Below are 21,892 nucleotides of genomic sequence, written 5' to 3'. Positions count from 1 at the left end.
ATCCCTCCTAAAGATTAAAAAACTCCCCAATCTATAATATATTTTAGACCAAGCCCTATTCCTTTTGCAATGCTATAAGTTACACCCAATCCATTCAGAAGACCCGTTACTTGATCTTCAATCGCTTGAAGTGCCAAATCTTCCCATGTAGAAAGCTCATCCAATTTATTTGCAATCTTGATAGAATATTTTCTTAGATATTTTGCAGCTTCTTTATTAATATAAGTTTCCATCCATCCAGCTATTTTATCTATTGCACTTGATCTTAACATTCCAGCAATTCTTTTTACAGATAGTTTTAAAGCTTTGCCTTTTAAACCTTGTGGTTTAATATTGCCACTTTCTTCTACACTTGTGTCCTTTTTTTGTGCATATTTTGTAGTCATTGATCCATTCTCGACTTTTTGTTTGTCAATTGGATCATTTTCAATAGTTGTATATACTCTGTTGTCATTAATTGATTTCTTTAAATTTGTATCATTGAACGTTGGATTAGCAGCATAAACTGGACTCAAAGTTGAAATTGAAAGAAGTGCTACAACTAAAAACAATGAAACAAATTTTTTCAAGGTTAAAAACCATCTTATCATATATTAGCATCTGCCTCCCTTTCTTTTAACATAAACTGTGAGAGGCTACCGGTAACTCTCTTGATTTCATTATATGTTTATTCCAAAATTGTGTCAATTGACCAAAAGTACTAATTTTTTTAATACGAAAGTACTAAAACGGTACTTGTCGCATGAAAAAAGTTGTAATGACCTCCTTCTTATAATAAAATAGATGTGTAATAAAATCATATTTAGGAAAGGATCGTTATGAGCAATCTTTTATGGGTACTTGAATCAACAAAAAGCGACAAATTTCCATACAGGCTTAGTATCAAAAAAGGCGATACAACACTTCTATCATTGTTTGTGCAGAATAAATGGCCTGGTGCAGGAAGCCAGATATTTTGCCTTAAAGATGCAAGCAATAGTTCATCTAATGATTATGAAATCGTAGAGAAAGTTCCCATTATTTCTATTGATCGATATGGAAAGCGTCTATCTGTAGTTTTAGACCGCGGTGTAAATAAAAGGTGTGAATTTCTCTTTCTTAAAAAGAAATACAAAAATAAAGAAGGGGAATACGAACAGATATTTTGGAGAACACAGCAAGGCTTAAAGGAGCACAAGCCTCGTGTTAAATTGACTGCAAAAGGAAACAACGATCTTCACATATTGATTGATACAAATGAAAAATATCCTTGGAAATTTACCAATTGCATTGTTGAGAGAGTACAGTTACCAGCAGGTGATTACGCATTATTTTATAATAATGAAATAGAGGCCGTAGTAGAAAGAAAAAGTTTTGAAAACTTTAGAGCCGACATCGCTAATTTGCCAATTTTACATCAGAAGCTGGGTGAATTGGAAAAATACAAGCATTCGGCACTTGTCATTGAAGCCAACTATTCTGATTACTTAAACCCTGACAAATTAAGCATTTATACGCCATCATATATGGCTAAAGTGATAGCTGAGATTTTTGCATTTCATCCAAAATTTCAAATTATATTTGCTGGCAATAGAAAATTGGCCAATGAATGGACATTACGGTTTTTCCAAGCCATTGTATCACACGAAAGCGAATCTATACCTGATAGAGTCGCAGAAGAAATATCAAAATATCAAACGAAGAATGATTTTACAGGCGGAATTTATTATGACATTAGAAAAGAAATTCTTGAAAATATTGATGGAGATTTTACAATAAACGATTTAAGAAATAGATTTGCTAATACCCCAGACTCTACAATCAGAAAGGTACTAAATGACCTTAAAAAAGAGGGTTTAATAATTAATTTGGGTAGAGGTAAAGGCAGCAGTTGGACAAAAGCACCGTAAAAAGTCTATATGTATCTTAAAGTAAGCTTATCAATATTCTTTTAAGTTTTTGTCAACTTCAGCAATATAAGAAAAATCTTTGTCATCATGTAGAAGGTATAGATTATTTTCAATTGCAGTCTCCGCTATAAGCAAGTCAATGGTACTACGTATTGTAATTCCTTTCTTTCTGCAAACAAAATAAAGCTTTGCTGCTGCTTCGTAGGATTTCATACCATTTTTTAAATCATAAAACCTCTGTGTACTTAAATATTCTTTCAATAATTTAAATTCTCTATCTGATTTTGCTCCTTGCAAAACTTCCTGGTATATAAAAAAATTTATACCAAACGGCACACCATTTTTTATTACGTCTTCTAATTTTTCTACTTGCTTATTATTTATACCTTTAAAAAAAGCTATCAAAACTGATGTATCAACTAATATCATGATTTTCCCTCATCTTTTTATAATCATAGTTTTCGTCAAATTGTATTTTCCCTTTTAAATCCATTAGATTTTTCCTTTTATGGTTTTCTATTAACTCTTTTAAAGCTATATTGACAATTTCTTTCTTTGTCTTTATCCCTGTTATCTTCAAAGCTTCTTTAATAAGTTCATCATCTATAATGATATTTGTCCGCATAATAATACACCTCCATATGTGTATTATAATACACATTATGCTTTTATGTCAATTGCACAAAAATATTTATAAAACCATTTATATTTGAGGGTTTTATAACATTATTATATGTTTAAATCCTTTAAAAGATAGCAAAAAAATAAGATGCTAATGTAGTAACTGCATCTTAACTATTTTATATATGTAACCAAAAGTTTTAATATTTCTTCTGCAATTTTACGTTCCCTATCTGTACATTTATTAAGCAATTCTATTAGTGCATCCTCTTTTCCATTTAATCCCATCCACTCATCCCTATCTCTTAACATTATTTAAATGTTTCTTAATCGTAGGAACTAATTCTACAGCAACATCTTGCATTGATTTAAATTCTTTTCTATCTATGTATTTCAAATTTCTAAGAAAAGATGGTAACTCATTCCAATCTATATTCCAATCTTTAATTGTAATCATTAAAATATTTCTTTCAGAAGCATATCTTGAATAAAATGTCTCTCTTTCAAGTTCACACCAATTTGATTTGAGATAATTTTGCGTAATGTAAAATAATACACCAACACATTCATCAATAGCATTTTCAATTTTACTTACTATGCTTTCTCCATAGTCAATATTGTTTTTTGCATACCAAATTGAAATAGATCTTCTATTTAATTTTAATGCCAATTGATTCACTTCTTCTTCATCAGCAGTACTATAACTTATAAAAATCAAATTTTTTGGTTTCATTTCCTCATTGCTATACAATTTTGATTTTAGATACTTTTTTTCTGAGAAATAGAAATAATTATCAAAAATAAAGTCACAATTTTTTGAGTCAATTAAAGAATAAAAATTAAATTGTCGCTGACCCATTGCTTCGAAAAAATCTGTTAGATTTAAATCTGTTCTTAATTTACAACCTAAATTCTTAAATTGATTAATTATATCCTCTCTTAAATTCGGTAAATCGGTTTTGAAATTTAATACTACATAAAATTCTAATGAATACGGATTATTATTAATAAAAACTGCACACATAGGCATAGTTGATGCGTTAAATTTATCTAATAATTTTTTTAGCTGTTCCTTTATAGGAGTTCTATCACCATAATCACATTCAAATATCATATCATAATCCATATATAACCTTCTCCTTGTATAATATATTTGCATTCAGTTATTTAGTTAATTTTCCAAATTCATGTCATTTTTTTGTCTGCAAACTAATAAATATAATTCATAAAAAAGCTAATATTCTTATATATATTGATAATGCGTTTTAACTTAAAAGATACCATTTATCTATTTACAGTGTGGATTACATTATTTATAATTGGTATAGATTTGTTTCTAATATCTCCTTTATTACTATTCATTTCTACAGAATTTAATATAACTCCTACAGTTGTTGGATGGATAGTTGCTCTGTATTTTTTTTAACTTTGTTAGGAATATTTCTCTAAGAACTGTGCAGGTGTAAGAATTTCCGGTTTTTCTATATCAATATCTAAAAAATCTTTATCACCTGTAATTAGTATATCTACATCTTCAATAATTGCTGTATATAAGATTGGATAATCTTTTTCATCTCGAATTTTAAATAAATCATTTTTCATTTCTTGCGGCGTATAAACCATCTCGTAAGGAAATTTGCTTAAAAATTTGTCTATAGCTCCCTCCTTACCTTTAAACTTTCTTTTAACCACATCTACAGTTTCATCAATGACAAATGATGATAAAATTAACTTATGCCTTTTAGCTATCATAATCATTAAGTCATTTATACTACTTTTAGGAAATAGAAAAGCGGAAATGAGGATATTGGTATCAACTGTGATTCGCATGACGTTCTTCCCACATTTCATTTCTAACTTCTTTTACCAATTTGACTACATCCTGATCATCTTTTAATCCAAGCCTTTCAGCTTCACCTTTAAAAGCATCTTGTACTTCCCGTAATGCAAAAATTGCCGAATTTTCAATGAATATTTTCCCATTTTCCTCTAAAAAAATTACTTTATCACCATCTTTGATGTTTAGTTTTTTACGAATTTCTTTTGGTATTGTAATTTGACCTCGAACAGTCACCTTGGCTAATTCCATAATATTAATTACCTCCTTATTTTCATTGAAAATAAGATTTCTACACTTATATTATAAGTTAATTCTGATTAAGTATCAAGTCAATTATCTAATCTCCAGAGATTTCGCATCAAAATTCCAGTAAAAAAATTCATCTTTACAAGAATTTTTATATTTTACATCCAATGGTATAGGAATCAGCAAAATATCTCTTTGCTTATACATTGTTCCATACCTCATCATCAATGTCGTTATTCCAAAAGTCCATGCTACTTTCACTTGACAACTCTAAATCTTTAAATACCTGATTATCTTTTTTTGCTTTCAAAAAACTGATAAAATCGATCACTTCTGGAATTTGGTTCTCCGGAATTTCATCTATAAGTTTTAATAAAATCTTTTTAGCGGTATTCATAACAACACTACCTTTCATAAAAAAGTATACAATTATATTATACCATTTATCCATCTAAATGTTATAAAAACAATATTTTCTCCCCATCACTTATGGTACGCCTCTCCTTTCATTATCTTAAATGCTCTGTAGATTTGTTCTACCAATATAAGCCGCATAAGCTGATGTGGAAATGTCATTTTTGAAAATGATAGCTTCAAATCTGACATAGATTTTATATCGTTATGTAAGCCAAGAGATCCTCCTATTACAAATGTAATATTAGAATTGCCCGCTGTCATAACATCTTCTATATAGCGGGCAAATTCTACCGAATCCATTTGTCTACCTTCTATGCAAAGGGATATTATGAAGCTTCCTTTTCTAATCTTATCGACAATTTTAACACTTTCTCTTTGCATAACACTTATTTTTTCTCTATCACTTAAGCTTTCAGGTGCCTTTTCATCGTTCACTTCAATTATGTTTATATTGCAATATGGCTTCAATCTTTTTACATATTCCCGTATTCCATCTTCTATAAACTTCTCCTTTATCTTTCCTACTGCTATTATGTCTATATTCAAAATTCTCCCTCCGTCACACTACAAGGTACTTAGGAATATCATCGCAAAAATCGCACTTATGAGGTGCCAACCAGTCAGTAAACGAGACATCATCAAGCCTATATATATCCGGCGGCTGCTCATATACATCCACAAATTCCTCTATGGCATCCTCTAAATGTTTCTCACATACAACATACATAATTTATTCTCCTCATTTCCCAAGTGTTATCGTAGTCGTTCCTATGTTCCCAGTCAGTGTCCTGTATTTTACGCTTACCTTATCTCCTATGTTTCTTGAGTATATCACTGTCTTAAGCTGAACCATCGTATCGACAGGTTTACCATCGACTTCCAGCAGTATATAACCTTTTTTGATGCCTGCTTTTTGAGCCGGGCCTTTAGGATCTATATCTGCAACGTATATTCCTTCTGCTATAACTATATCTGCATTTATATAGCTGGCTATCTCTCTATCATATCCTACTATGCCTAAGTACGGTGCTTTAAATGTACCTGTAGTTATTACTTTATTAATTATCGGTTTAATAATATTGATTGGTATTGCAAATCCTAATCCTTCTGCTGTTGTAACTTTTGCCGTATTAATACCTATAGCATTGCCCTGCGCATCGACTAATGGTCCACCACTGTTCCCTGGGTTTATTGATGCATCTGTCTGTATAAGATCTTCCATTATCTTTTGTTTGTTGTTCTCCTCTATTGGCAAACTTCTATTCAATGCACTTATTATACCAGATGTCACAGTTCTTTCAAAGCGCAGTCCCAAAGGGTTACCTATAGCTATCACAGTTTGGCCTACCACAATCTTATCTGAATTTCCTAATGAGATAGTAGGCAGATTTTTGGCATTGATTTTAACAACAGAAAGATCTAAAGTAGAGTCAGACCACAAAACTTTCCCAGGCAATGTGCTGCCATCACTTAAATAGATCGTAAGTTTCTTTGACTCAGGGCTTGCTACATGATTATTTGTAATAATGTACCCGTTTTTATCAACGATAAATCCTGAGCCTACACCTTCAACCTGTTTCTCCAATATATAGTACTGTCTTTCGTACTCAACAGAAGATATACCAACAACAGCTTGGGTATCTTTCTTTGCTACAGCTTCCGCAATCGTAGAAGGCTCTGCTTTAGAGATTACCACCTCTTTTTTAAGGGGCCCTGTACCTGTATATGGAAGCGGTATTATTTTCCCCCAAAGAAATTTTGGTGCAATGTATGTAAATACGAGAGACGTAATTACAGCAATTATTATGACGGTCGTCAGGTATGACGGCTTTTTTATCTTCCTATCGTCACCATTTTGCATCATATCACCTCTTAATTATCATGTGTATTATGAGGTGATTTATTCTATATTTTATTATACAAAAAAATAAGTCCAAATTGGACTTATTTTACTCTTTTTATGTCTGCACCGAGTTTTTGTAGCTTCTTTTCAATTGCTTCATATCCTCTATCGATGTGGTAAATATTTTTAACCTCTGTAACACCATTGGCAGCGAGACCGGCTATTATCATAGCCGCCCCGGCTCTCAAATCAGTAGCTTTAAGTGGTGCACCTGTGATTTTTTCAACGCCCTCTATAACAGCCGTTCTACCTTCTACTTTAGCATTAACGCCCATTTTTTTAAGCTCGTCCAAGTATTTGAATCTACCCTCATACACATTTTCAGTAATCATGCTTACACCATCAGCCAGTGCTAAAAGTACCGCCATCAATTGCTGCATGTCAGTTGGAAAGCCAGGATACGGTTGTGTTTTAATATCAACTCTCTTTAATCTTCCAGCTGTAGTAACTCTTAAATCTTCATCGTACTCTTCAATTATAACGCCCATTTCAGACATTTTCGCTATTATTGATTCAAGATGCTTTGGAATAATGCCTTTTATTGTTACATCACCGTGTGTAGCTGCAGCTGCAACCATATAAGTTCCAGCTTCTATTTGATCAGGTATAACAGTATGCTTGCAACCGTGAAGCTTGTCTACACCTACTATTTTAATCATATCAGTGCCTGCACCTTTTATATTAGCACCCATCGCATTTAAGAAGTTAGCGACATCCACAACATGTGGTTCTTTTGCGCAATTTTCCAGTATAGTTGTGCCTTCAGCTTTACAGGCAGCCAGCATTAAATTTATCGTAGCTCCCACGCTTACAACATCAAAATAAATATGATTCCCCACTAATTTATCTGCTTTTACCTTTATGATTCCATGTTCAATCGTAGTTTTAGCACCTAATGCCTCAAAACCTTTAATGTGCTGGTCAATTGGCCTCACTCCAATATTGCAACCACCAGGCATTGCAATAGCAGCCTCATTAAATCTACTTAGAAGAGCCCCAATAAGATAATACGATGCTCTCATTTGACTTGCCAATTCGTGTGGTGGGCAAAATGAATTAATACCTTCAGGATCTATAATTATCTCATGTTCTTTCTTTATAGTTTTGCCACCAAGGTATTCAATCATTTTACTAAGCAGTTCTATATCGTTTATTTCTGGCAAATTGTCAATAGTACTGGGAGTATCTGCTAAAAGAGCAGCAGGAAGTATGGCAACAGCAGAATTTTTCGCCCCACTAATCTCAACTGTTCCTTTTAAAGGTCTTCCTCCATTTATCACAAACTTCTCCACTGTTTGATCTTCCCTTCAAGAAAACTAAAAACATCACAATTACACATATATACTTTAATACAATTTCAACAACTTTACAAGCATTTTATTTAAAACAAGCGAAATAAAAAAGAGGTAATTTTTACCTCTCTTCAATATTACCAGTATATGCGTTCACATAATAAACAGAGTTTTCTGTTGTTATCCTCCAAGTAGGTATTGCTTCGCCTGTATCGGCATTTCGCCAGCTAAAAAAGTAGACAGGTTTTATTTCTTTTACAATAATATTATGATGGCCCTCATCCACATCAAGAAGCTTAAGAAGTGCATTTATAGGTGGTATAATCTCCCTCTTTTCTTTTTCTTCTCGTATTGGAATAAGCCATGTAGATTCAAACGAAAACGTATCATTGCTAATAACACCTTTCATATAACTTACATCTACATTAATACCGTTGTAAACTTCTGTATACTCAACAGTGTATTTGTTGCCATTAGCGTATTCATTTATAACAGAATATTTCTCTTCAAGATTTTTTCTTTTTACAAATGACTTTATATAATTAAAAGCATCATCTTTATCCATTTTTGTAAATTTCTCATCGCTTATTTTATAATAAAAAAAACCATTCTTTACTTCTATTGTACCATTTTCAATGTTATAAAATGATCCATTGTCATATGAAATATGTCTAGAGCCATTTAAAAAATTGCTCTCAATATATGCTTTATTGTAATTTTTTAGCTTCACCAAAAGCATAGGCATCGGCTTGTAATTTTTAGGAATCTCCGCTTTAACAACAATATTGTTTTCTTTTAAGACATCGTTCATTTTTTTTATCTCTGAAGAAGAAGGTATTGAATTGCTGGTTTCTGCAATATTCAAATTTCCTAAGTAAAGTATCACGTTTAATACCGCAAATATAAGAATTAAGATTGTTTTTGCCTTTGACCAGTCCATATTATAACACCATCATCAAATTATTTTGCCATCCAAAGCATTTATAAGGTACTCATTGCCTATGCATTTAACATCCCATGCAGGGATTAGCTCAGTCCCATCAAATACATACACCAGTTTTAACGATTCCACACCTTTTATCTTATTGTCAACTATTGCTTTCTGTATATTATAAAGGTTGTTCTTGTAATCTCCAGCATAATAAATATCCATGAAATTCACTTTAGCAGTCTTTATAATCCCATTTGATACAGAAATGTCTATAGGCTCTGATTTTTCTCCATTTCTGATTACGCATATAGGATAATCAAATATGTAATTAAATGAAAAATTATACTCCGTACCACTGCCACTGACGCCCGTTATATATACATCCTCCACATTGATTCCTAGATCTTTTATAAATTCTATTGCTTTATCCAAAGACTCAATTTTGCTCATAGCTAATTTTGAGGATGTTGTTGTAGTATCAAAGTACTCTATTAATCCATTTCTGTAAAGCCTTATCCCTCTTATGCCATCAGTATACATGTATGAACCATTATTTTCCTTTATCTCTCTCACAACAGATATGTTCACAAATACATTCTTAGTTATAGTCCTATAAATGCTATCATTTGCAAACCCCTTATTTACATATTTACCTAATGTGAAATTTTTCAATACAAACACATTTTCGCTGTAAACATCATCTGCAGTCGTTACTGCATAGTCAATTGAATTTTGAAATTGTTTGCCAATTAACTCGTCAAAATAACTGGAATTTTTTAAGTTCATGACAAAGTAGTTGTTGTAATCCGTAAATACGATTTGCGGCTTACTGCCAAGTTTAATTATAATCTCTTTTATATATGCGTCGGAGTTTATCTTATTTAATTCAGATAAACTTTTTAAGTTCAAAGCATCAGCAAATATATCTTTTGTTATACCTTTGCCCATATCAATATATATCAAATTGCCTATAAGTTTTACGCTGCTTTTGTCAACCTGTGATAATGTAATTCCTTTGTCCAAATTATCTTTTAAAATTTTTATTGTATTTTCCCATATTGAAGTTATATCATTTGCCGATGTTATGTCCTTAAATCTGCCATTAGTATTTATCTCAATCGATGAAGGTCTAACTATACTAAAAATATCCACACTTGATGGTGTGGACTTAGTCATAAAAAAGCTTTTTTGTGGAAAAGACGTCCACAATGTGTAGCTTAAATAAAGGCTTGTTAAAACAAGCAACACCAACACAATTGTTTTTATATGCTCTTTCATAAGAACACCGCTCTACTTAAAAAGCTTATTCCACAAGCCTTCTAATGTGTCAACCGTAACCTGAATAATTCCATCCTTGTACTGCAGCGTTATATGACCTTTGACAGTTTGTACTTTTCCGTCTTTAACAGCCTTCAACGTAACATAGTTATCGCCTAAAGCTAATGTTATCAATTTTGCGAAAAGACCCGTATCACCTATTACCCATTTATCATTTAAATTGTCGTTTAAAATAAGCTCAACATAAGTATCTGGCTGACCATTGCCTGATATCACAAAGTATTTGTTGTTTGTCGTGACATTATTTATGTCTGATTTAACTGTGATTAAATCATCAGCAAATCCATACGTCATAAAAAACGTCATAAACATTACAGTGGCAACGATAAGGGCTAAAACCTTTTTCAAAAGTACCACTCCCCCATCATAATATAGCATAAAGTTATATAAATTTACACATAATTCCTAATATAACCATTTTCACTTACAGTTACATTATAGAATACCATTATTACAACAATGTTACAACAATATTAAAATATAATTACGGTTTATTTAGTATTTAAGCTTTATGTAGACAGATGTACCAATTCCTATTTCGCTTTCGATATTTATTTCCCCTCCATGTGCCGTAACTATCTCTTTTGCAATTGCAAGGCCAAGTCCAGTACCTCCCAGCTCTCTAGATCTTCCCTTATCAACCCTATAAAATCTTTCAAATATCCTTGGAATGTCTTTCTTTGGTATCCCAATGCCATTATCAGAAATAGTTATATAAGCATAGTCGTCATCATAATTTGTAAATACCCTCACATATCCGCTTGGATTTGTGTACTTGATAGCATTGGACACTATATTAAGCAGCACCTGCTCCATTTTATCCCTGTCTATCTTTATACTCCTTTTTTCTTCTCCAGCACAAAATGCAAGTTTTTGATTTTTTTTCTGCGCTTCAATCTTTATTTTATATAGGATATTTTCTATATATTCATTTAAATTTGTTTCTTCCAGATTTAACTTGCCGTTTGAGTCCATCTTTGACAGAAGAAGTAGGTCTTTTACCAGCCTTGTCATCCTGTCTACTTCTTTATCGATAATGCTTAAAAATCTGTTCCTGTATTCTTCATCTACACCATCATTTAAAAGAGTCTCAGTGTAGCTTTTAATAGTTGTAAGAGGCGTCCTCAATTCATGGGAGACATTTGCCACAAATTCTTTCCTCATGTTATCAAGGTTTTGCTGCTCTGTAATATCGTGCAGTACAAAGACATTTCCATCTATATTCTTATCAGCTTTAATTGGGCTTACAAATGATTTTAAAATTTTACCATTACAGTATATAAGGCTTTCGGTATTTTTAAGCTGACCTTGAGCAATCTTTTCTAAAGGCTCCTCCATCGCAATTTTTTCGCCTATCATTCTTTCAGCAGCATTATTAAAAAGAATCACTCTGTTTAATTCATCTGTAGCAATAACTCCATCAGACATGTAGCTTATAATAGCTTCTACTTTGCTTTTCTCATTTTCCATTTCATTTAAAGTTGATTTAAGCCTTTTAGACATGAAGTTAAACATGCTGCCCAATTTACCTATCTCATCATCAGATTTTATATCTATGTGTACATCAAAGTTACCTTCCCCTATCTCATGAGCGTACTTAGTAACTTCTTTTATCGGGTCAGTTATTGTCTTAGCTAAAATATACCCAAGTATAACGGTTATTATGACAGCAATAAAAGTTGCACTTAGTAAGATGAAATTTACATCAGATAGGGTGTCATATACGCTTTTTAAAGATCCGCTTACATATACCACACCGGATATTTTTCCATCGCTATCTACAACTGGCATTGCGATGCTCCTGATTTTCCCATTTGAATTATTGTCATTGCTGGTTTCCATACCTTGTTCCCCAGATAATGCCTTTATAACTGCAGGTGTTAACATCTTTCCCCTTTCACCTGTAGAGCTGGCCAATATATTTCCATCTTTATCAAGTATGTACACATATTTTATATAAGCATTAGGACCTAAATACATATTTATTATGTTATCCATGCTGGACTTTGAATTCATATTGTCTTTCAATGTAAAGGCAATTCCAGTAGCTTGTGCTTCTATGTAATTTTCAAAATTAGTCATGTGGTAATTTTCCAACGATTTGAAAAGGTATACCCATATGATTTCCATTGCCACCAATATTAGAAGTCCATATATAATAATTATTTTCCACTGTATGCTTTTATTCACTTTCTTCGCTAAAATAATAACCAACCCCTCTTTTGGTATGTATATACCTTGGGTTTGCTGGATCATCCTCAATCTTTTCCCTAAGACGCCTTATGGTCACATCAACTGTCCTTACATCGCCGAAATACTCATATCCCCATACTTTTTCCAAAAGCATCTCTCTCGAAAATATAAGACCTCTGTTTGCCACAAGAAATTTTAAAAGGTCAAATTCCCTTGATGTCAACTCTATAGGCTTTCCATTTTTTTCAACTTTATACTTTGATAAATCTATGCTTAAATTACTGACGCTTATGATATTAGACATGCCCTCTCCATTGATTACCCCACTTCGTCTCAGGTTAGCCTTCACCCGCGCAATAAGTTCCCTCATGGAAAATGGCTTCGTCACATAGTCATCAGCGCCTAATTCTAATCCCAGCACTTTATCTACTTCTTCTTCTTTGGCCGTCAGCATTAAAATAGGCGTCGTCATTGTCTGCCTTAATATTCTCAAAACAGTAAAACCATCCATCTTTGGAAGCATGACATCAAGGAGGATAAGGTCAGGATTTTTCTCCTGTGCTAATTTAAGACCTTCCTCCCCGTCATACGCTTCAATTGTACTGTAACCATTTTTCTCTAAATTGTATTTCAAAATATCTACAATAGGTTTTTCATCGTCAATTATCAGTATCCTGCTACTCAACTTCACTCACTCCTTAGCGTTGTTGACAAATACATCCAGTCTTGAGCTTGTCTCTTTATAAAAGCTTGATTCTATACTCATTCCACTTCCTAAATCTCTAAGCATCTCTCGTATTGTTTCCATTCCATATTTATCGCTTATAGCCTTTGTCACCTGAAAAGCCCTTTTATAAGCAAGCATTTCATCAAGCGAATTAAAATCGTTCTTCAATTGTTCATAAGTGTACGGGGCACCATTATAGCTTAAATCCTTTCCCCATTCATAGCCATCTTGTCTGTACTCTTCTAAAAGAGCAACACCTTCTGTAAACCATATTGGATAATTTCCATTTGCAATATCATCCACAATAAGATGCGTAAACTCATGGACAACAGGTCCTTCATATTGAAATACCTTTGTCACATCCTGCCCAGGAGATATCCAAAGGGATGGCGATTCTATGCTAATTACGCCATTTAAGTATATTCCCATAGCATTTTCCCCTTTTGCAAGAGAAAAATCTTTGTTCATCTTATCAGGATTGTTATAAACTATAATAGTTGATTTGCTATTTGGAGTATATCCTAAGTCTTTCGTAATATCATAATAATGTTTTTCAGCTGTATTAATAATAAGGTCAACATATTTGCTATCTGGTTCTGTGTACCTTATAATAAAATGTTTGCTTTCCTTTGTCTTAAAATCCTTAATACTATTTTCAATTTTATCTTTTCCAATTACTTTATACACCGGATATGCTTTTGTCAAGATACTGCCATTCAGTAAAACAGCAAGCACAAAAACAATAAATATAATAGCTGCCAAATTTTTGTTTTTTCTCATAAATGTATCACCTCACAAAATACTAAAAAAAAGAAAATGGATTTATGTATATATTTAAATGTATGAGGTAATACAACTACATTATAACCCAATGTCATTTATATTGCAAAGTAAATTTAAGGATAAAAAAAGAGCCCTGCTAATTTCTTTGGGCTCATGTTATTTTAAGTATTTTTGAGGATTTACAGGTACACCATTTTTCCTTACCTCAAAGTGGACATGTGGTCCTGTCGTATTTCCTGTCATACCTGCCAAAGCGATTTCCTGTCCTTTATAAACTTTATCTCCTTTCTTCACAATCAGCTTGCTGGCATGTCCATAGTAAGTCACATATCCATTTCCATGATCAATTTTTACGAGATATCCATATCCACTTTCCCAACCTGAAAATATTACTGTCCCCCCATCTGCAGCATAAATAGGGTCTCCAATCGATGCAGCTATATCTATACCTGCATGAAGTCTTCCCCACCTTTGCCCGTATCTTGATGTTATTGTTATGTGACCTCTAATCGGGTAGTTAAATTTACCTGTCGCATATGTCGCTGGAAGCGGTTTATCTCCTACGGCAATAACTTCATTAACTGGCTCACATACCACACTTTCATTTATTACATTTTTATTGACAATTTCACCATTGTAATACTTCAAAATAGCAGTAACTATTTTAGAACCAGCTTTGCCTCTAACTAATACTTTTGAATCATTTATAAACATTTTATCATCTTTTTGCGTAACGGTTTCATACGGAATATCTTCAAAATATACTGATTTTTTCTCCGCCACAACAGTTAAAAGAGGTTTAGATTCTCTTATTTTAAGCAGTTCCCCTGGATATATTCTTTCACTGATATCCGGATTTAGATTGTATATATCATTTAATGTTACATTAAATTCCCTCGAAATCGACCACAGCGTATCATTATCCTTTACCACATACGTCACAGAGCGACTTTCCCCTTCAAGCTCTTCTACCGCTTCTTCAATTGTTTTCAGATTTGTTGTTGGTGTATCAATTTCTATTAATCTAATATCATTTTTGAAGTAGGCACTGATGGACCCTCTTTTATATTTGTCAAGCATGATTTTTAGTGCTTCTAAAGCATCTTTTTTACTCTTTAATGCTGCTACATATAGGCCATCAACTGTAATTGCTGTAGGTTTTTCAATGCGCAAATTTTCATTATTTACAGTATTTAAATAAGCAATCAAATTTCCTTTTTCACTTTTTGCATTTGTTCTTTCTGCACAGACATACGAATATGCACTTTTGTCATTTTCCATATATTTAAATGCTATGGCAAACAGAATTACTAAAGCGACAACAAATATGCATCTTCTTTTAATTGCGGTGTTTTTCATAATTCCGCAACTAAAAGGATTTGATTTGCCTTCGTTATCCATCACCTTCTCCTTTCATTTGCGCATAAAGCTGTTCTTACAAAAATGCCTTAATATTATCTGTATTTTTACAAATTTTATACATGATTCAGCTTAAAAAATATATAAATTTGTCGTAATATATATTATATTCTTTTAAATTGATGGTTATGACACATCGTGTTATAATTAAATTTGAGGTGGTGTACATGAGCAGATGTAGTTTTTCTAATGATTTTGATGATATGGGAAGCACCCCCGTTAGCAATTTCTTCATAAATCATTACATGTTGGAAGCACCAGGCGAGTACGTAAAAGTATATCTTTTAGGACTTAAGTACTCATATTACAACCAAAGCTTCTCTATAGAAGAAATGGCCGAAAAACTTTTTATGTCAGAAATCGACATAGATAAAGCTCTGAAATTTTGGGAAAAGTCTGGTATAATCAGGCTTAGATATTCTGACAACGAATATTACATAGAATATCTTCCACTGGTTAAGAAAGTCGATGATAAGCACACATTGTCTATTGATGATACAGAAGTCAGGCAGATGTTTGAGACGGTTGAAAAGATGATAGGTAGACCACTTTCTCCCACAGAGATGAACACTTATCTTGACTGGGTTGACGAATACGAATTTTCTCTGGAAATACTTACTATGCTTATAAGTTATTGCGTATCAAAAAATAAGACATCCCTAAAGTACATGGAAAAGGTAGCCATAGCATGGCATGATGCAGGCCTTAAAACCGCTCTTGATGTTGAAGCATATTTAAAAGCAGAAAGCGAAAAGTGGATAAGATACAAAAAAATCTTGCGGGCACTGGGCCTTAAGGATGACGACGTAATGGAAGCTCATAAAGCCATGATGGACAGATGGATGGATGATCTGGGTTTTGACATTGACGTAATATTAAAAGCATGCAATGAATGTGTCTTAAAGATAAATGAGCCAAGTTTTCCATACATCAATCAAATACTCATTAACTGGTACAATGACGGCATAAGAACAATAAATGATTTTGATAAAGTAAAGAAAAAGCCCTATACTAAAAAAACTGCTCCTAACTATAAAGTTCCTAAAAATTATTTTAATGGATATTCACAAAGAACTTACGATGTAGACGAACTTGAGAAAAAACTATTAGCTCATTCAAGAGGTGAATTTGGTGAATAACTTGGTTCAAGAGGTTTTAAGAGAATATGAGATACTGAGAGACAAGTCACTAAAAGAAGCCCTTATAAGACGGCAAGAAGTGTACAAAAAAATTCCCCAGATATCAAATATAGATGAAGAGATAAAAGACATAGGCATAGAAATCTCTAAATCCATATTTCTAAAGCCCCAAAAACATAAGGATCTTTTAGAAAACTTAAGAAGCAGACTCAACGCTTTAAAAAAGAAAAAAGCCGATTTATTAAGGTCAAATGGCTATCCTGAAACGTACATGGAGCAAAAATTTGAATGTAATATCTGCAAAGACACAGGCTATGTCAATAACAAGAGATGCAAATGTTTCGAGCAAAAACTTATAAACTTATACTACAAGCAGTCCAGCATAGAAGATATTACAAAAATTGAAAATTTCAGCAATTTTGACTATTATCTATACTCTGATAAACCTTATAAAGGTAAAATGTCTCCGCGGGAAAACATGAAAAGTATAGTCGATGTTGCAAAAGATTTTATAGCTAATTTTGATAATGAGAAAGAAAGTCTGTTTTTTTATGGTGATTCAGGACTTGGTAAGACATTTCTCTCAAACTGTATAGCAAAAGAACTACTGGACAGAGGCAAAGTAGTCTTATACAGAACAGCTCCTGATTTAATAGAAGGCTTAAGGCTTAATAAATTAAATTCTGATAATGATTCATATTTTGAATACACAGATTTGTTGAGAGAATGTGACTTACTTATAATAGATGACCTGGGGACTGAACCTATAACTCCTTTCAGCCTCCAGGAGATCTTCAGCATTGTAAATGCAAGGCTTTTAGCAAATAAAAAATTCATAATATCAACTAATCTGCCACTTTCGGAAGTTATGAATATATATCCTGAAAGATTGTGCTCAAGGATACTTGGCAATTTCAAGCTTTTAAATTTTTACGGTGAAGACATAAGGATTAAAAGAAAAACTATAAATTAATCAAGCCATTCGGCAAAGAATCCTCCTGTATCCTTTCCAGTTACACTGTCCACTACGTCTATTAGGTTCTGCGTAGTGGCATTTTTATATTTATACTGGTTGTAATACCTATTCAGGACTTCTTTAAACTTTTCGTCACCAATAAGCCCCCTTAGTTCACTAAATACCATAGCACCTTTGTTGTAGACGATATTTGTATAGTCATTCCAATCTTTAAATTGTCCTAATGTCTTCACCATAGCATCATCTTTATTTGCCTTTGAAAACTTGTAAAATTCTCCTGATATGATTGACTTAAATACCGCATCTGCTGTGGCTTTTCCGTAATATCTTTCTATATACATAATTGTTGTATATTCCGTAAGGCCTTCGTCAAGCCATGCTTCCTTTACTTCATTGTTTCCAACAGCTCCATACCACCACTGATGCGCGGTTTCATGTGCTATAACATACTCCAGATTAAACAGGTTATCTTTTGTATAAAGATCTTTTGTAATAAAAACTAAATTGGGGTATTCCATGCCGCCCATGTAAAAATCTGATTCAGCAACACTGTACTGCTTATACGGGTATTTGCCTATGTAGCTGTTATAAAATCTTATGGCATCTGATGCGTATTTCAATGCTTTCAATCCTACATCTTCATCAAAATAATATGATTTAACTTTTATGCCGTCAACGTCTTCTTCAGCGACTTTAAACTTGGGACTTAATACAAGCGCAAAATCTCTTACATTAGGCGCATCTATCGTTAAAGCATCATCATTTCCGTGGCTTTTCTCAGACTTTATTACACCTGTAGATGCCACCACCATGTCCTTCGGAACCATAAGGCTTACAGTATAATTTGATACATCACTATAAAATGGGTCCCCAAGTGTATAATATGGATCATTGTTCCACCCATTTTGGTCATACACTGATAAGATCGGATAGAAATTTGTCACCTGAACAGTATTTTTGCCATAGCCAAATCTGCCTTGAGATGGCGGAATCTGTACCTTGAAATTGATAGTAAATTTAATCCTATCTCCTTTGTCTAATTTTTTAGGAAGAAGTATTTTTAAAATTTCACCTGTCTTTTTGTCAATGCTGTACGTAGCCGGTACATTTTTATCAAACGTTATTTTGTTTATCTCAATATATCCAGGCTTAAATCCATTTGGATACGCCAATCCTATCTCTTCTTTTGTAAATGGAACATTATCTTTGTCTTTAAATGCGTTAGGATACAAATGAAGGTATATTTCACCTAATTTTACATCATCTGTATTTATAAAATCCACCGTCTCCGTCCCAATTATCGTCTTATTTTCATCGCTGTATTTAATGTCCATATTGTACGATGTAAGATTGCTATTTTTAACTGGTGCAAAGTAAATTAAAAGAGCAATGACAATAACTAGGATAACCGACCATATATACTTTTTACCTCTCATTAAACCAGCTCCCCCCATATTTTTGTTCACTATATATTAATACAAATAATTAAATATTAGAACAAAATTTAAAACAAATATGTGTTGAAAATGTTGTTTTAAAACATCTTAAAACACATATTAAAAGGGTAAAACATATATTGAATATGAATCAAAGCAAAAAGGGGGCTAAAGCATGCACTTTTTGTATGCGCTATTTATAGCATTAGCAAACAATGTAGACAATATAAGCGTCAGAATAGCCTACAGCATAAGAGGAATAAAGATTACAACAATAAAAAACTTATGGATATCATTGATAACTTTTCTCATCTCAACCATTGCCGCCGTCTCCGGAAACTTAATATCAGGAATATTTAGTAAACAGCTAAGTTCATTATTAAGCATGATATTGCTTGCTTCAATCGGTCTGTGGATAATGCTTGAACCCTATTTCAAGAAAAATAATACGGATACTGATGAGATTCACAAGGATGGAAATAAAAATATATATATCATATTAAAAAGACCTGAAAAGGCAGATATTGATAATTCAAATGATATAGATTTTAAAGAGGCTACAATGCTTGGAATCGCCCTCTCAATAAACAACATAGGTGGCGGTATCAGCGCCGGCATGATAGGGCTAAACTCATTTTTCATTGGATTCTTTTCAGCGCTGATTAGCTTCATAGCCCTATGGACTGGAAACTATGTAACTGACTTCTTAAACAGGTGGAACTTCAATAGAAAAGCTACAGTCATAGCAGGCTTGATATTAATACTTATAGGTCTTAAACAGATTATCTAAGTTTGATAAAAAGGCATCATTTCATACGGATGCCTTTTACAATTATTTTTAACAATTACATAATATACGTTTAACATTTTTTACATGCCTATAACGTTAATTTAACAAAAAAGTATTATTATGTACCTGTACATAAAATTAAAGGAGAGGTGTTTTTATGAAGAAGTTTTTATCATTCTTAACTGCATTAGCTTTAGGAGTCTGCATTTTCATGTCACCAATTTCCATTTTCGCTGATTCAAAGACCACCGGTGCAACTAATCTACCTGATCAGATTAGACTAACATGGACACAAGACCCTACAACAACTCAGACAATTACTTGGAGGACAGATACGACGGTAAATTCAGGGCAAATTCAGTATGGAAAAGATCCATCATTAAAAGGCGCAAAGACGATTAATGCGACAGTGCAAAAATTTTCATCAGATTTAGGCGATATGAACATTCACTCAGCAACTTTGACTGATTTAGAACCAGGGACTAAATACTACTACAGAGTCGGGTACGGCAACAACTTTAGCAGCATATACAGTTTCACAACAGAAGCAAAAGACACAAATTCATTTAAGTTTTTAATATTCGGCGACAGTCAAAGCGGTATCGCAACAGATCCGCAATACGGTCCATGGAAGACCACAATTCAAAATGCATTTAATGCAAACAAAGATGCAAAATTTTTCATAAACGTCGGAGACTTAGTAGAAATTGGGCAAATGTATGCCCATTGGAACAACTGGTTTGATGCGGCAAAGGGTGTAATAGACACGATACCAGAAATGCCGGTTGAAGGAAACCACGAGACATATCAGTCATCAAATTATAATTCAGGTAAGCCAAAAGATTTTGTAAATCTATTTCCAGTTCCGCAAAACGGTCCTGATGGTTTAAAAGGACAAGTTTATTCTTTTGATTACGGTAATGCTCATATAGTGATGCTTGACAGCCAAGAAGATGAAGAAGAAGGTGTTTCAGGTGACATCTTAGAATCACAAAAAGCATGGCTTGATAAAGATTTAAGCAGCACTAATAAAACATGGAAGATAGTTTTCTTTCATAAAACGCCTTACTACAATAAAGCAACTCGATCAAATGAACAGTTAAAGGCAGCATTCCAACCTATAATTGACAAATACCATATAGATGTAGTCTTCAATGGACATGACCACGGTTACTCACGAACATATCCAATCAAAAATGATCAATATGTAAAAAGCCCTGCAGATGGAACTGTTTATATTGTGACAGGAAGAAGCGGTAATAAGTACTATCCTGATCTTTCAAAGAAAGTATGGGATGCTTTTTTCTACGACCCACAAGACCAGCCAAACTACATTGTTGCTACCATTAATGGAAATACACTTACAATAAAAGCAGTAAAACAAGACGGAACACCTATCGACACGTATTCAATAACAAAAAACCCTGACGGAACGGAAACAGATTCACCTGTAACTGTCGTTCCAACAAAATACAATGCAACAATGCTAACTATATATGGCAATATGCTTCAGCAGCCATTTATGCCATCAAATCCAAAACAAATAAATGGCAAATGGTATGTACCTGCAAGAGCATTTATGCAATATCTCGGCAGCAATGTAGACTGGAATGCAAATGGCACAATCAATATAACATATGGGAAAACACAAGCAAATATAGCTATAGGTAGCACTACAGCACAATTAAATAGCAAGACATTGTCAATTCCAGATGCGGTAGTATCAGATAGTGGTTTAACGTGGATATCAGCAGACGACTTAAAAGCACTTTTTGGTTTTAACTATAAATACAATTCAAATACAAACATGCTTATGTTTGTAAAATAACTTGTGATCCGAAAATCCAAACTTTATCCCTTAGTGTATAATTTTAGTAGGCGGTAAAAAATAGAAAAAGGAAGGTATCCAAAAAATACCTTCCATTCACATGAATCATCCGCTATAATGTTTA

At 33.0% G+C, this 21,892-nt stretch carries 25 protein-coding genes; 5 read left to right on the top strand and 20 right to left on the bottom strand.

What is annotated here, in order from left to right:
- Positions 1 to 14: 14 nt before the first annotated feature.
- Positions 15 to 590, bottom strand: a complete 576-nt coding sequence (locus tag J2Z80_RS12705) for a hypothetical protein (protein ID WP_209454712.1) — start codon at positions 588 to 590, stop codon at positions 15 to 17.
- A 228-nt stretch (positions 591 to 818) separates the two neighbouring features.
- Between J2Z80_RS12705 and J2Z80_RS12700 the strand changes: the two genes are divergently transcribed.
- Complete coding sequence (locus tag J2Z80_RS12700) at positions 819 to 1,889, top strand: ERCC4 domain-containing protein (RefSeq protein ID WP_209454711.1); 1,071 nt, start codon at positions 819 to 821, stop codon at positions 1,887 to 1,889.
- Between the two features lie 30 nt (positions 1,890 to 1,919).
- On the opposite strand, the gene vapC is transcribed toward J2Z80_RS12700, so the two are convergent.
- From vapC to J2Z80_RS12610, 18 genes are all read right to left on the bottom strand, one after another.
- Entirely contained in the window at positions 1,920 to 2,318 is a 399-nt protein-coding gene (gene vapC / locus J2Z80_RS12695; protein WP_013299076.1) for a type II toxin-antitoxin system VapC family toxin, read from the bottom strand.
- Positions 2,305 to 2,514 (bottom strand): type II toxin-antitoxin system VapB family antitoxin, encoded by a 210-nt coding sequence (locus J2Z80_RS12690; RefSeq protein WP_013299077.1) that lies wholly within the window; start codon positions 2,512 to 2,514, stop codon positions 2,305 to 2,307. The genes vapC and J2Z80_RS12690 overlap by 14 nt, the downstream gene beginning before the upstream one ends.
- A 170-nt stretch (positions 2,515 to 2,684) precedes the next feature.
- Positions 2,685 to 2,822: a hypothetical protein gene (locus tag J2Z80_RS12685; protein WP_245301329.1), complete on the bottom strand. Its 138-nt coding sequence runs from the start codon at positions 2,820 to 2,822 to the stop codon at positions 2,685 to 2,687.
- Entirely contained in the window at positions 2,809 to 3,636 is an 828-nt protein-coding gene (locus J2Z80_RS12680) for a toll/interleukin-1 receptor domain-containing protein (RefSeq protein WP_209454710.1), read from the bottom strand. Before J2Z80_RS12680 ends, J2Z80_RS12685 begins: the two co-directional genes overlap by 14 nt.
- Before the next feature lie 305 nt (positions 3,637 to 3,941).
- Positions 3,942 to 4,340, bottom strand: coding sequence for a putative toxin-antitoxin system toxin component, PIN family (locus J2Z80_RS12675; protein WP_209454728.1), 399 nt, complete (start codon positions 4,338 to 4,340; stop codon positions 3,942 to 3,944).
- Positions 4,324 to 4,599 carry an AbrB/MazE/SpoVT family DNA-binding domain-containing protein gene (locus tag J2Z80_RS12670; protein ID WP_209454709.1) on the bottom strand — a complete coding sequence of 92 codons (276 nt, stop codon included), beginning with the start codon at positions 4,597 to 4,599 and terminating at the stop codon, positions 4,324 to 4,326. Before J2Z80_RS12670 ends, J2Z80_RS12675 begins: the two co-directional genes overlap by 17 nt.
- A gap of 196 nt (positions 4,600 to 4,795) precedes the next feature.
- Positions 4,796 to 5,047 carry a DUF2281 domain-containing protein gene (locus tag J2Z80_RS12665; protein ID WP_245301328.1) on the bottom strand — a complete coding sequence of 84 codons (252 nt, stop codon included), beginning with the start codon at positions 5,045 to 5,047 and terminating at the stop codon, positions 4,796 to 4,798.
- A gap of 32 nt (positions 5,048 to 5,079) precedes the next feature.
- Positions 5,080 to 5,559 carry a 23S rRNA (pseudouridine(1915)-N(3))-methyltransferase RlmH gene (gene rlmH / locus J2Z80_RS12660; RefSeq protein ID WP_209454708.1) on the bottom strand — a complete coding sequence of 160 codons (480 nt, stop codon included), beginning with the start codon at positions 5,557 to 5,559 and terminating at the stop codon, positions 5,080 to 5,082.
- 13 nt (positions 5,560 to 5,572) lie between these two features.
- Complete coding sequence (locus J2Z80_RS12655) at positions 5,573 to 5,740, bottom strand: CxxH/CxxC protein (protein WP_013299083.1); 168 nt, start codon at positions 5,738 to 5,740, stop codon at positions 5,573 to 5,575.
- A 12-nt stretch (positions 5,741 to 5,752) separates the two neighbouring features.
- Positions 5,753 to 6,874, bottom strand: coding sequence for a S1C family serine protease (locus J2Z80_RS12650; protein ID WP_015312690.1), 1,122 nt, complete (start codon positions 6,872 to 6,874; stop codon positions 5,753 to 5,755).
- Between the two features lie 83 nt (positions 6,875 to 6,957).
- Positions 6,958 to 8,208, bottom strand: a complete 1,251-nt coding sequence (gene murA / locus J2Z80_RS12645) for a UDP-N-acetylglucosamine 1-carboxyvinyltransferase (RefSeq protein WP_209454707.1) — start codon at positions 8,206 to 8,208, stop codon at positions 6,958 to 6,960.
- A 121-nt stretch (positions 8,209 to 8,329) separates the two neighbouring features.
- Positions 8,330 to 9,148, bottom strand: coding sequence for a two-component system regulatory protein YycI (locus J2Z80_RS12640; RefSeq protein WP_209454706.1), 819 nt, complete (start codon positions 9,146 to 9,148; stop codon positions 8,330 to 8,332).
- Positions 9,149 to 9,163: 15 nt separating this feature from the next.
- Positions 9,164 to 10,417: a two-component system activity regulator YycH gene (locus tag J2Z80_RS12635; protein WP_209454705.1), complete on the bottom strand. Its 1,254-nt coding sequence runs from the start codon at positions 10,415 to 10,417 to the stop codon at positions 9,164 to 9,166.
- Positions 10,418 to 10,429: 12 nt separating this feature from the next.
- A complete protein-coding gene (locus J2Z80_RS12630) occupies positions 10,430 to 10,825 on the bottom strand; it encodes a hypothetical protein (RefSeq protein WP_209454704.1) in 396 nt (131 codons plus the stop codon).
- Between the two features lie 147 nt (positions 10,826 to 10,972).
- Positions 10,973 to 12,607, bottom strand: a complete 1,635-nt coding sequence (locus J2Z80_RS12625) for an ATP-binding protein (RefSeq protein WP_245301331.1) — start codon at positions 12,605 to 12,607, stop codon at positions 10,973 to 10,975.
- A 52-nt stretch (positions 12,608 to 12,659) separates the two neighbouring features.
- Positions 12,660 to 13,355 carry a response regulator gene (locus J2Z80_RS12620; protein ID WP_209454702.1) on the bottom strand — a complete coding sequence of 232 codons (696 nt, stop codon included), beginning with the start codon at positions 13,353 to 13,355 and terminating at the stop codon, positions 12,660 to 12,662.
- 6 nt (positions 13,356 to 13,361) lie between these two features.
- Positions 13,362 to 14,177, bottom strand: a complete 816-nt coding sequence (locus J2Z80_RS12615) for a peptidase MA family metallohydrolase (RefSeq protein ID WP_209454701.1) — start codon at positions 14,175 to 14,177, stop codon at positions 13,362 to 13,364.
- 159 nt (positions 14,178 to 14,336) lie between these two features.
- Entirely contained in the window at positions 14,337 to 15,581 is a 1,245-nt protein-coding gene (locus tag J2Z80_RS12610) for a LysM peptidoglycan-binding domain-containing M23 family metallopeptidase (protein WP_209454700.1), read from the bottom strand.
- A gap of 185 nt (positions 15,582 to 15,766) precedes the next feature.
- On the opposite strand from J2Z80_RS12610, the gene J2Z80_RS12605 reads away from it, so the two are divergent.
- Both J2Z80_RS12605 and J2Z80_RS12600 read left to right on the top strand, forming a co-directional pair.
- Positions 15,767 to 16,738, top strand: a complete 972-nt coding sequence (locus J2Z80_RS12605; protein WP_209454699.1) for a DnaD domain protein — start codon at positions 15,767 to 15,769, stop codon at positions 16,736 to 16,738.
- Positions 16,731 to 17,711, top strand: a complete 981-nt coding sequence (locus J2Z80_RS12600; RefSeq protein WP_432422726.1) for an ATP-binding protein — start codon at positions 16,731 to 16,733, stop codon at positions 17,709 to 17,711. The genes J2Z80_RS12605 and J2Z80_RS12600 overlap by 8 nt, the downstream gene beginning before the upstream one ends.
- On the opposite strand, the gene J2Z80_RS12595 is transcribed toward J2Z80_RS12600, so the two are convergent.
- The gene (locus J2Z80_RS12595) at positions 17,708 to 19,150 is read right to left on the bottom strand and encodes a M1 family metallopeptidase (RefSeq protein ID WP_209454697.1); all 1,443 of its coding nucleotides are present in this window, start codon (positions 19,148 to 19,150) and stop codon (positions 17,708 to 17,710) included. The two genes, J2Z80_RS12600 and J2Z80_RS12595, sit on opposite strands and share 4 nt — an antisense overlap.
- A gap of 175 nt (positions 19,151 to 19,325) precedes the next feature.
- On the opposite strand from J2Z80_RS12595, the gene ytaF reads away from it, so the two are divergent.
- Together ytaF and J2Z80_RS12585 are read left to right on the top strand one after the other, a co-directional pair.
- Positions 19,326 to 19,940, top strand: a complete 615-nt coding sequence (gene ytaF, locus J2Z80_RS12590) for a sporulation membrane protein YtaF (RefSeq protein WP_192403654.1) — start codon at positions 19,326 to 19,328, stop codon at positions 19,938 to 19,940.
- Positions 19,941 to 20,097: 157 nt separating this feature from the next.
- A complete protein-coding gene (locus tag J2Z80_RS12585) occupies positions 20,098 to 21,768 on the top strand; it encodes a fibronectin type III domain-containing protein (protein ID WP_209454696.1) in 1,671 nt (556 codons plus the stop codon).
- Positions 21,769 to 21,892 lie beyond the last annotated feature (124 nt).

Source organism: Thermoanaerobacterium butyriciformans (assembly GCF_017874545.1).
In the GTDB taxonomy this organism is placed as follows: Bacteria; Bacillota; Thermoanaerobacteria; order Thermoanaerobacterales; family Thermoanaerobacteraceae; genus Thermoanaerobacterium; species Thermoanaerobacterium butyriciformans.
Note: the sequence above shows the minus strand (reverse complement) of the source record. Positions and strands in the feature narration are given on the sequence as shown.

Bases quoted from the DNA above. Each gene is read 5' to 3' on its own strand.
- J2Z80_RS12705 (WP_209454712.1), bottom strand. From the start codon at position 590: ATGATAAGATGGTTTTTAACCTTGAAAAAATTTGTTTCATTGTTTTTA.
- J2Z80_RS12700 (WP_209454711.1), top strand. From the start codon at position 819: ATGAGCAATCTTTTATGGGTACTTGAATCAACAAAAAGCGACAAATTT.
- vapC (WP_013299076.1), bottom strand. From the start codon at position 2,318: ATGATATTAGTTGATACATCAGTTTTGATAGCTTTTTTTAAAGGTATA.
- J2Z80_RS12690 (WP_013299077.1), bottom strand. From the start codon at position 2,514: ATGCGGACAAATATCATTATAGATGATGAACTTATTAAAGAAGCTTTG.
- J2Z80_RS12685 (WP_245301329.1), bottom strand. From the start codon at position 2,822: ATGTTAAGAGATAGGGATGAGTGGATGGGATTAAATGGAAAAGAGGAT.
- J2Z80_RS12680 (WP_209454710.1), bottom strand. From the start codon at position 3,636: ATGGATTATGATATGATATTTGAATGTGATTATGGTGATAGAACTCCT.
- J2Z80_RS12675 (WP_209454728.1), bottom strand. From the start codon at position 4,340: ATGCGAATCACAGTTGATACCAATATCCTCATTTCCGCTTTTCTATTT.
- J2Z80_RS12670 (WP_209454709.1), bottom strand. From the start codon at position 4,599: ATGGAATTAGCCAAGGTGACTGTTCGAGGTCAAATTACAATACCAAAA.
- J2Z80_RS12665 (WP_245301328.1), bottom strand. From the start codon at position 5,047: ATGGATAAATGGTATAATATAATTGTATACTTTTTTATGAAAGGTAGT.
- J2Z80_RS12655 (WP_013299083.1), bottom strand. From the start codon at position 5,740: ATGTATGTTGTATGTGAGAAACATTTAGAGGATGCCATAGAGGAATTT.
- J2Z80_RS12650 (WP_015312690.1), bottom strand. From the start codon at position 6,874: ATGCAAAATGGTGACGATAGGAAGATAAAAAAGCCGTCATACCTGACG.
- J2Z80_RS12640 (WP_209454706.1), bottom strand. From the start codon at position 9,148: ATGGACTGGTCAAAGGCAAAAACAATCTTAATTCTTATATTTGCGGTA.
- J2Z80_RS12635 (WP_209454705.1), bottom strand. From the start codon at position 10,417: ATGAAAGAGCATATAAAAACAATTGTGTTGGTGTTGCTTGTTTTAACA.
- J2Z80_RS12625 (WP_245301331.1), bottom strand. From the start codon at position 12,607: ATGGAAATCATATGGGTATACCTTTTCAAATCGTTGGAAAATTACCAC.
- J2Z80_RS12615 (WP_209454701.1), bottom strand. From the start codon at position 14,177: ATGAGAAAAAACAAAAATTTGGCAGCTATTATATTTATTGTTTTTGTG.
- J2Z80_RS12610 (WP_209454700.1), bottom strand. From the start codon at position 15,581: ATGGATAACGAAGGCAAATCAAATCCTTTTAGTTGCGGAATTATGAAA.
- J2Z80_RS12605 (WP_209454699.1), top strand. From the start codon at position 15,767: ATGAGCAGATGTAGTTTTTCTAATGATTTTGATGATATGGGAAGCACC.
- J2Z80_RS12595 (WP_209454697.1), bottom strand. From the start codon at position 19,150: ATGAGAGGTAAAAAGTATATATGGTCGGTTATCCTAGTTATTGTCATT.
- ytaF (WP_192403654.1), top strand. From the start codon at position 19,326: ATGCACTTTTTGTATGCGCTATTTATAGCATTAGCAAACAATGTAGAC.
- J2Z80_RS12585 (WP_209454696.1), top strand. From the start codon at position 20,098: ATGAAGAAGTTTTTATCATTCTTAACTGCATTAGCTTTAGGAGTCTGC.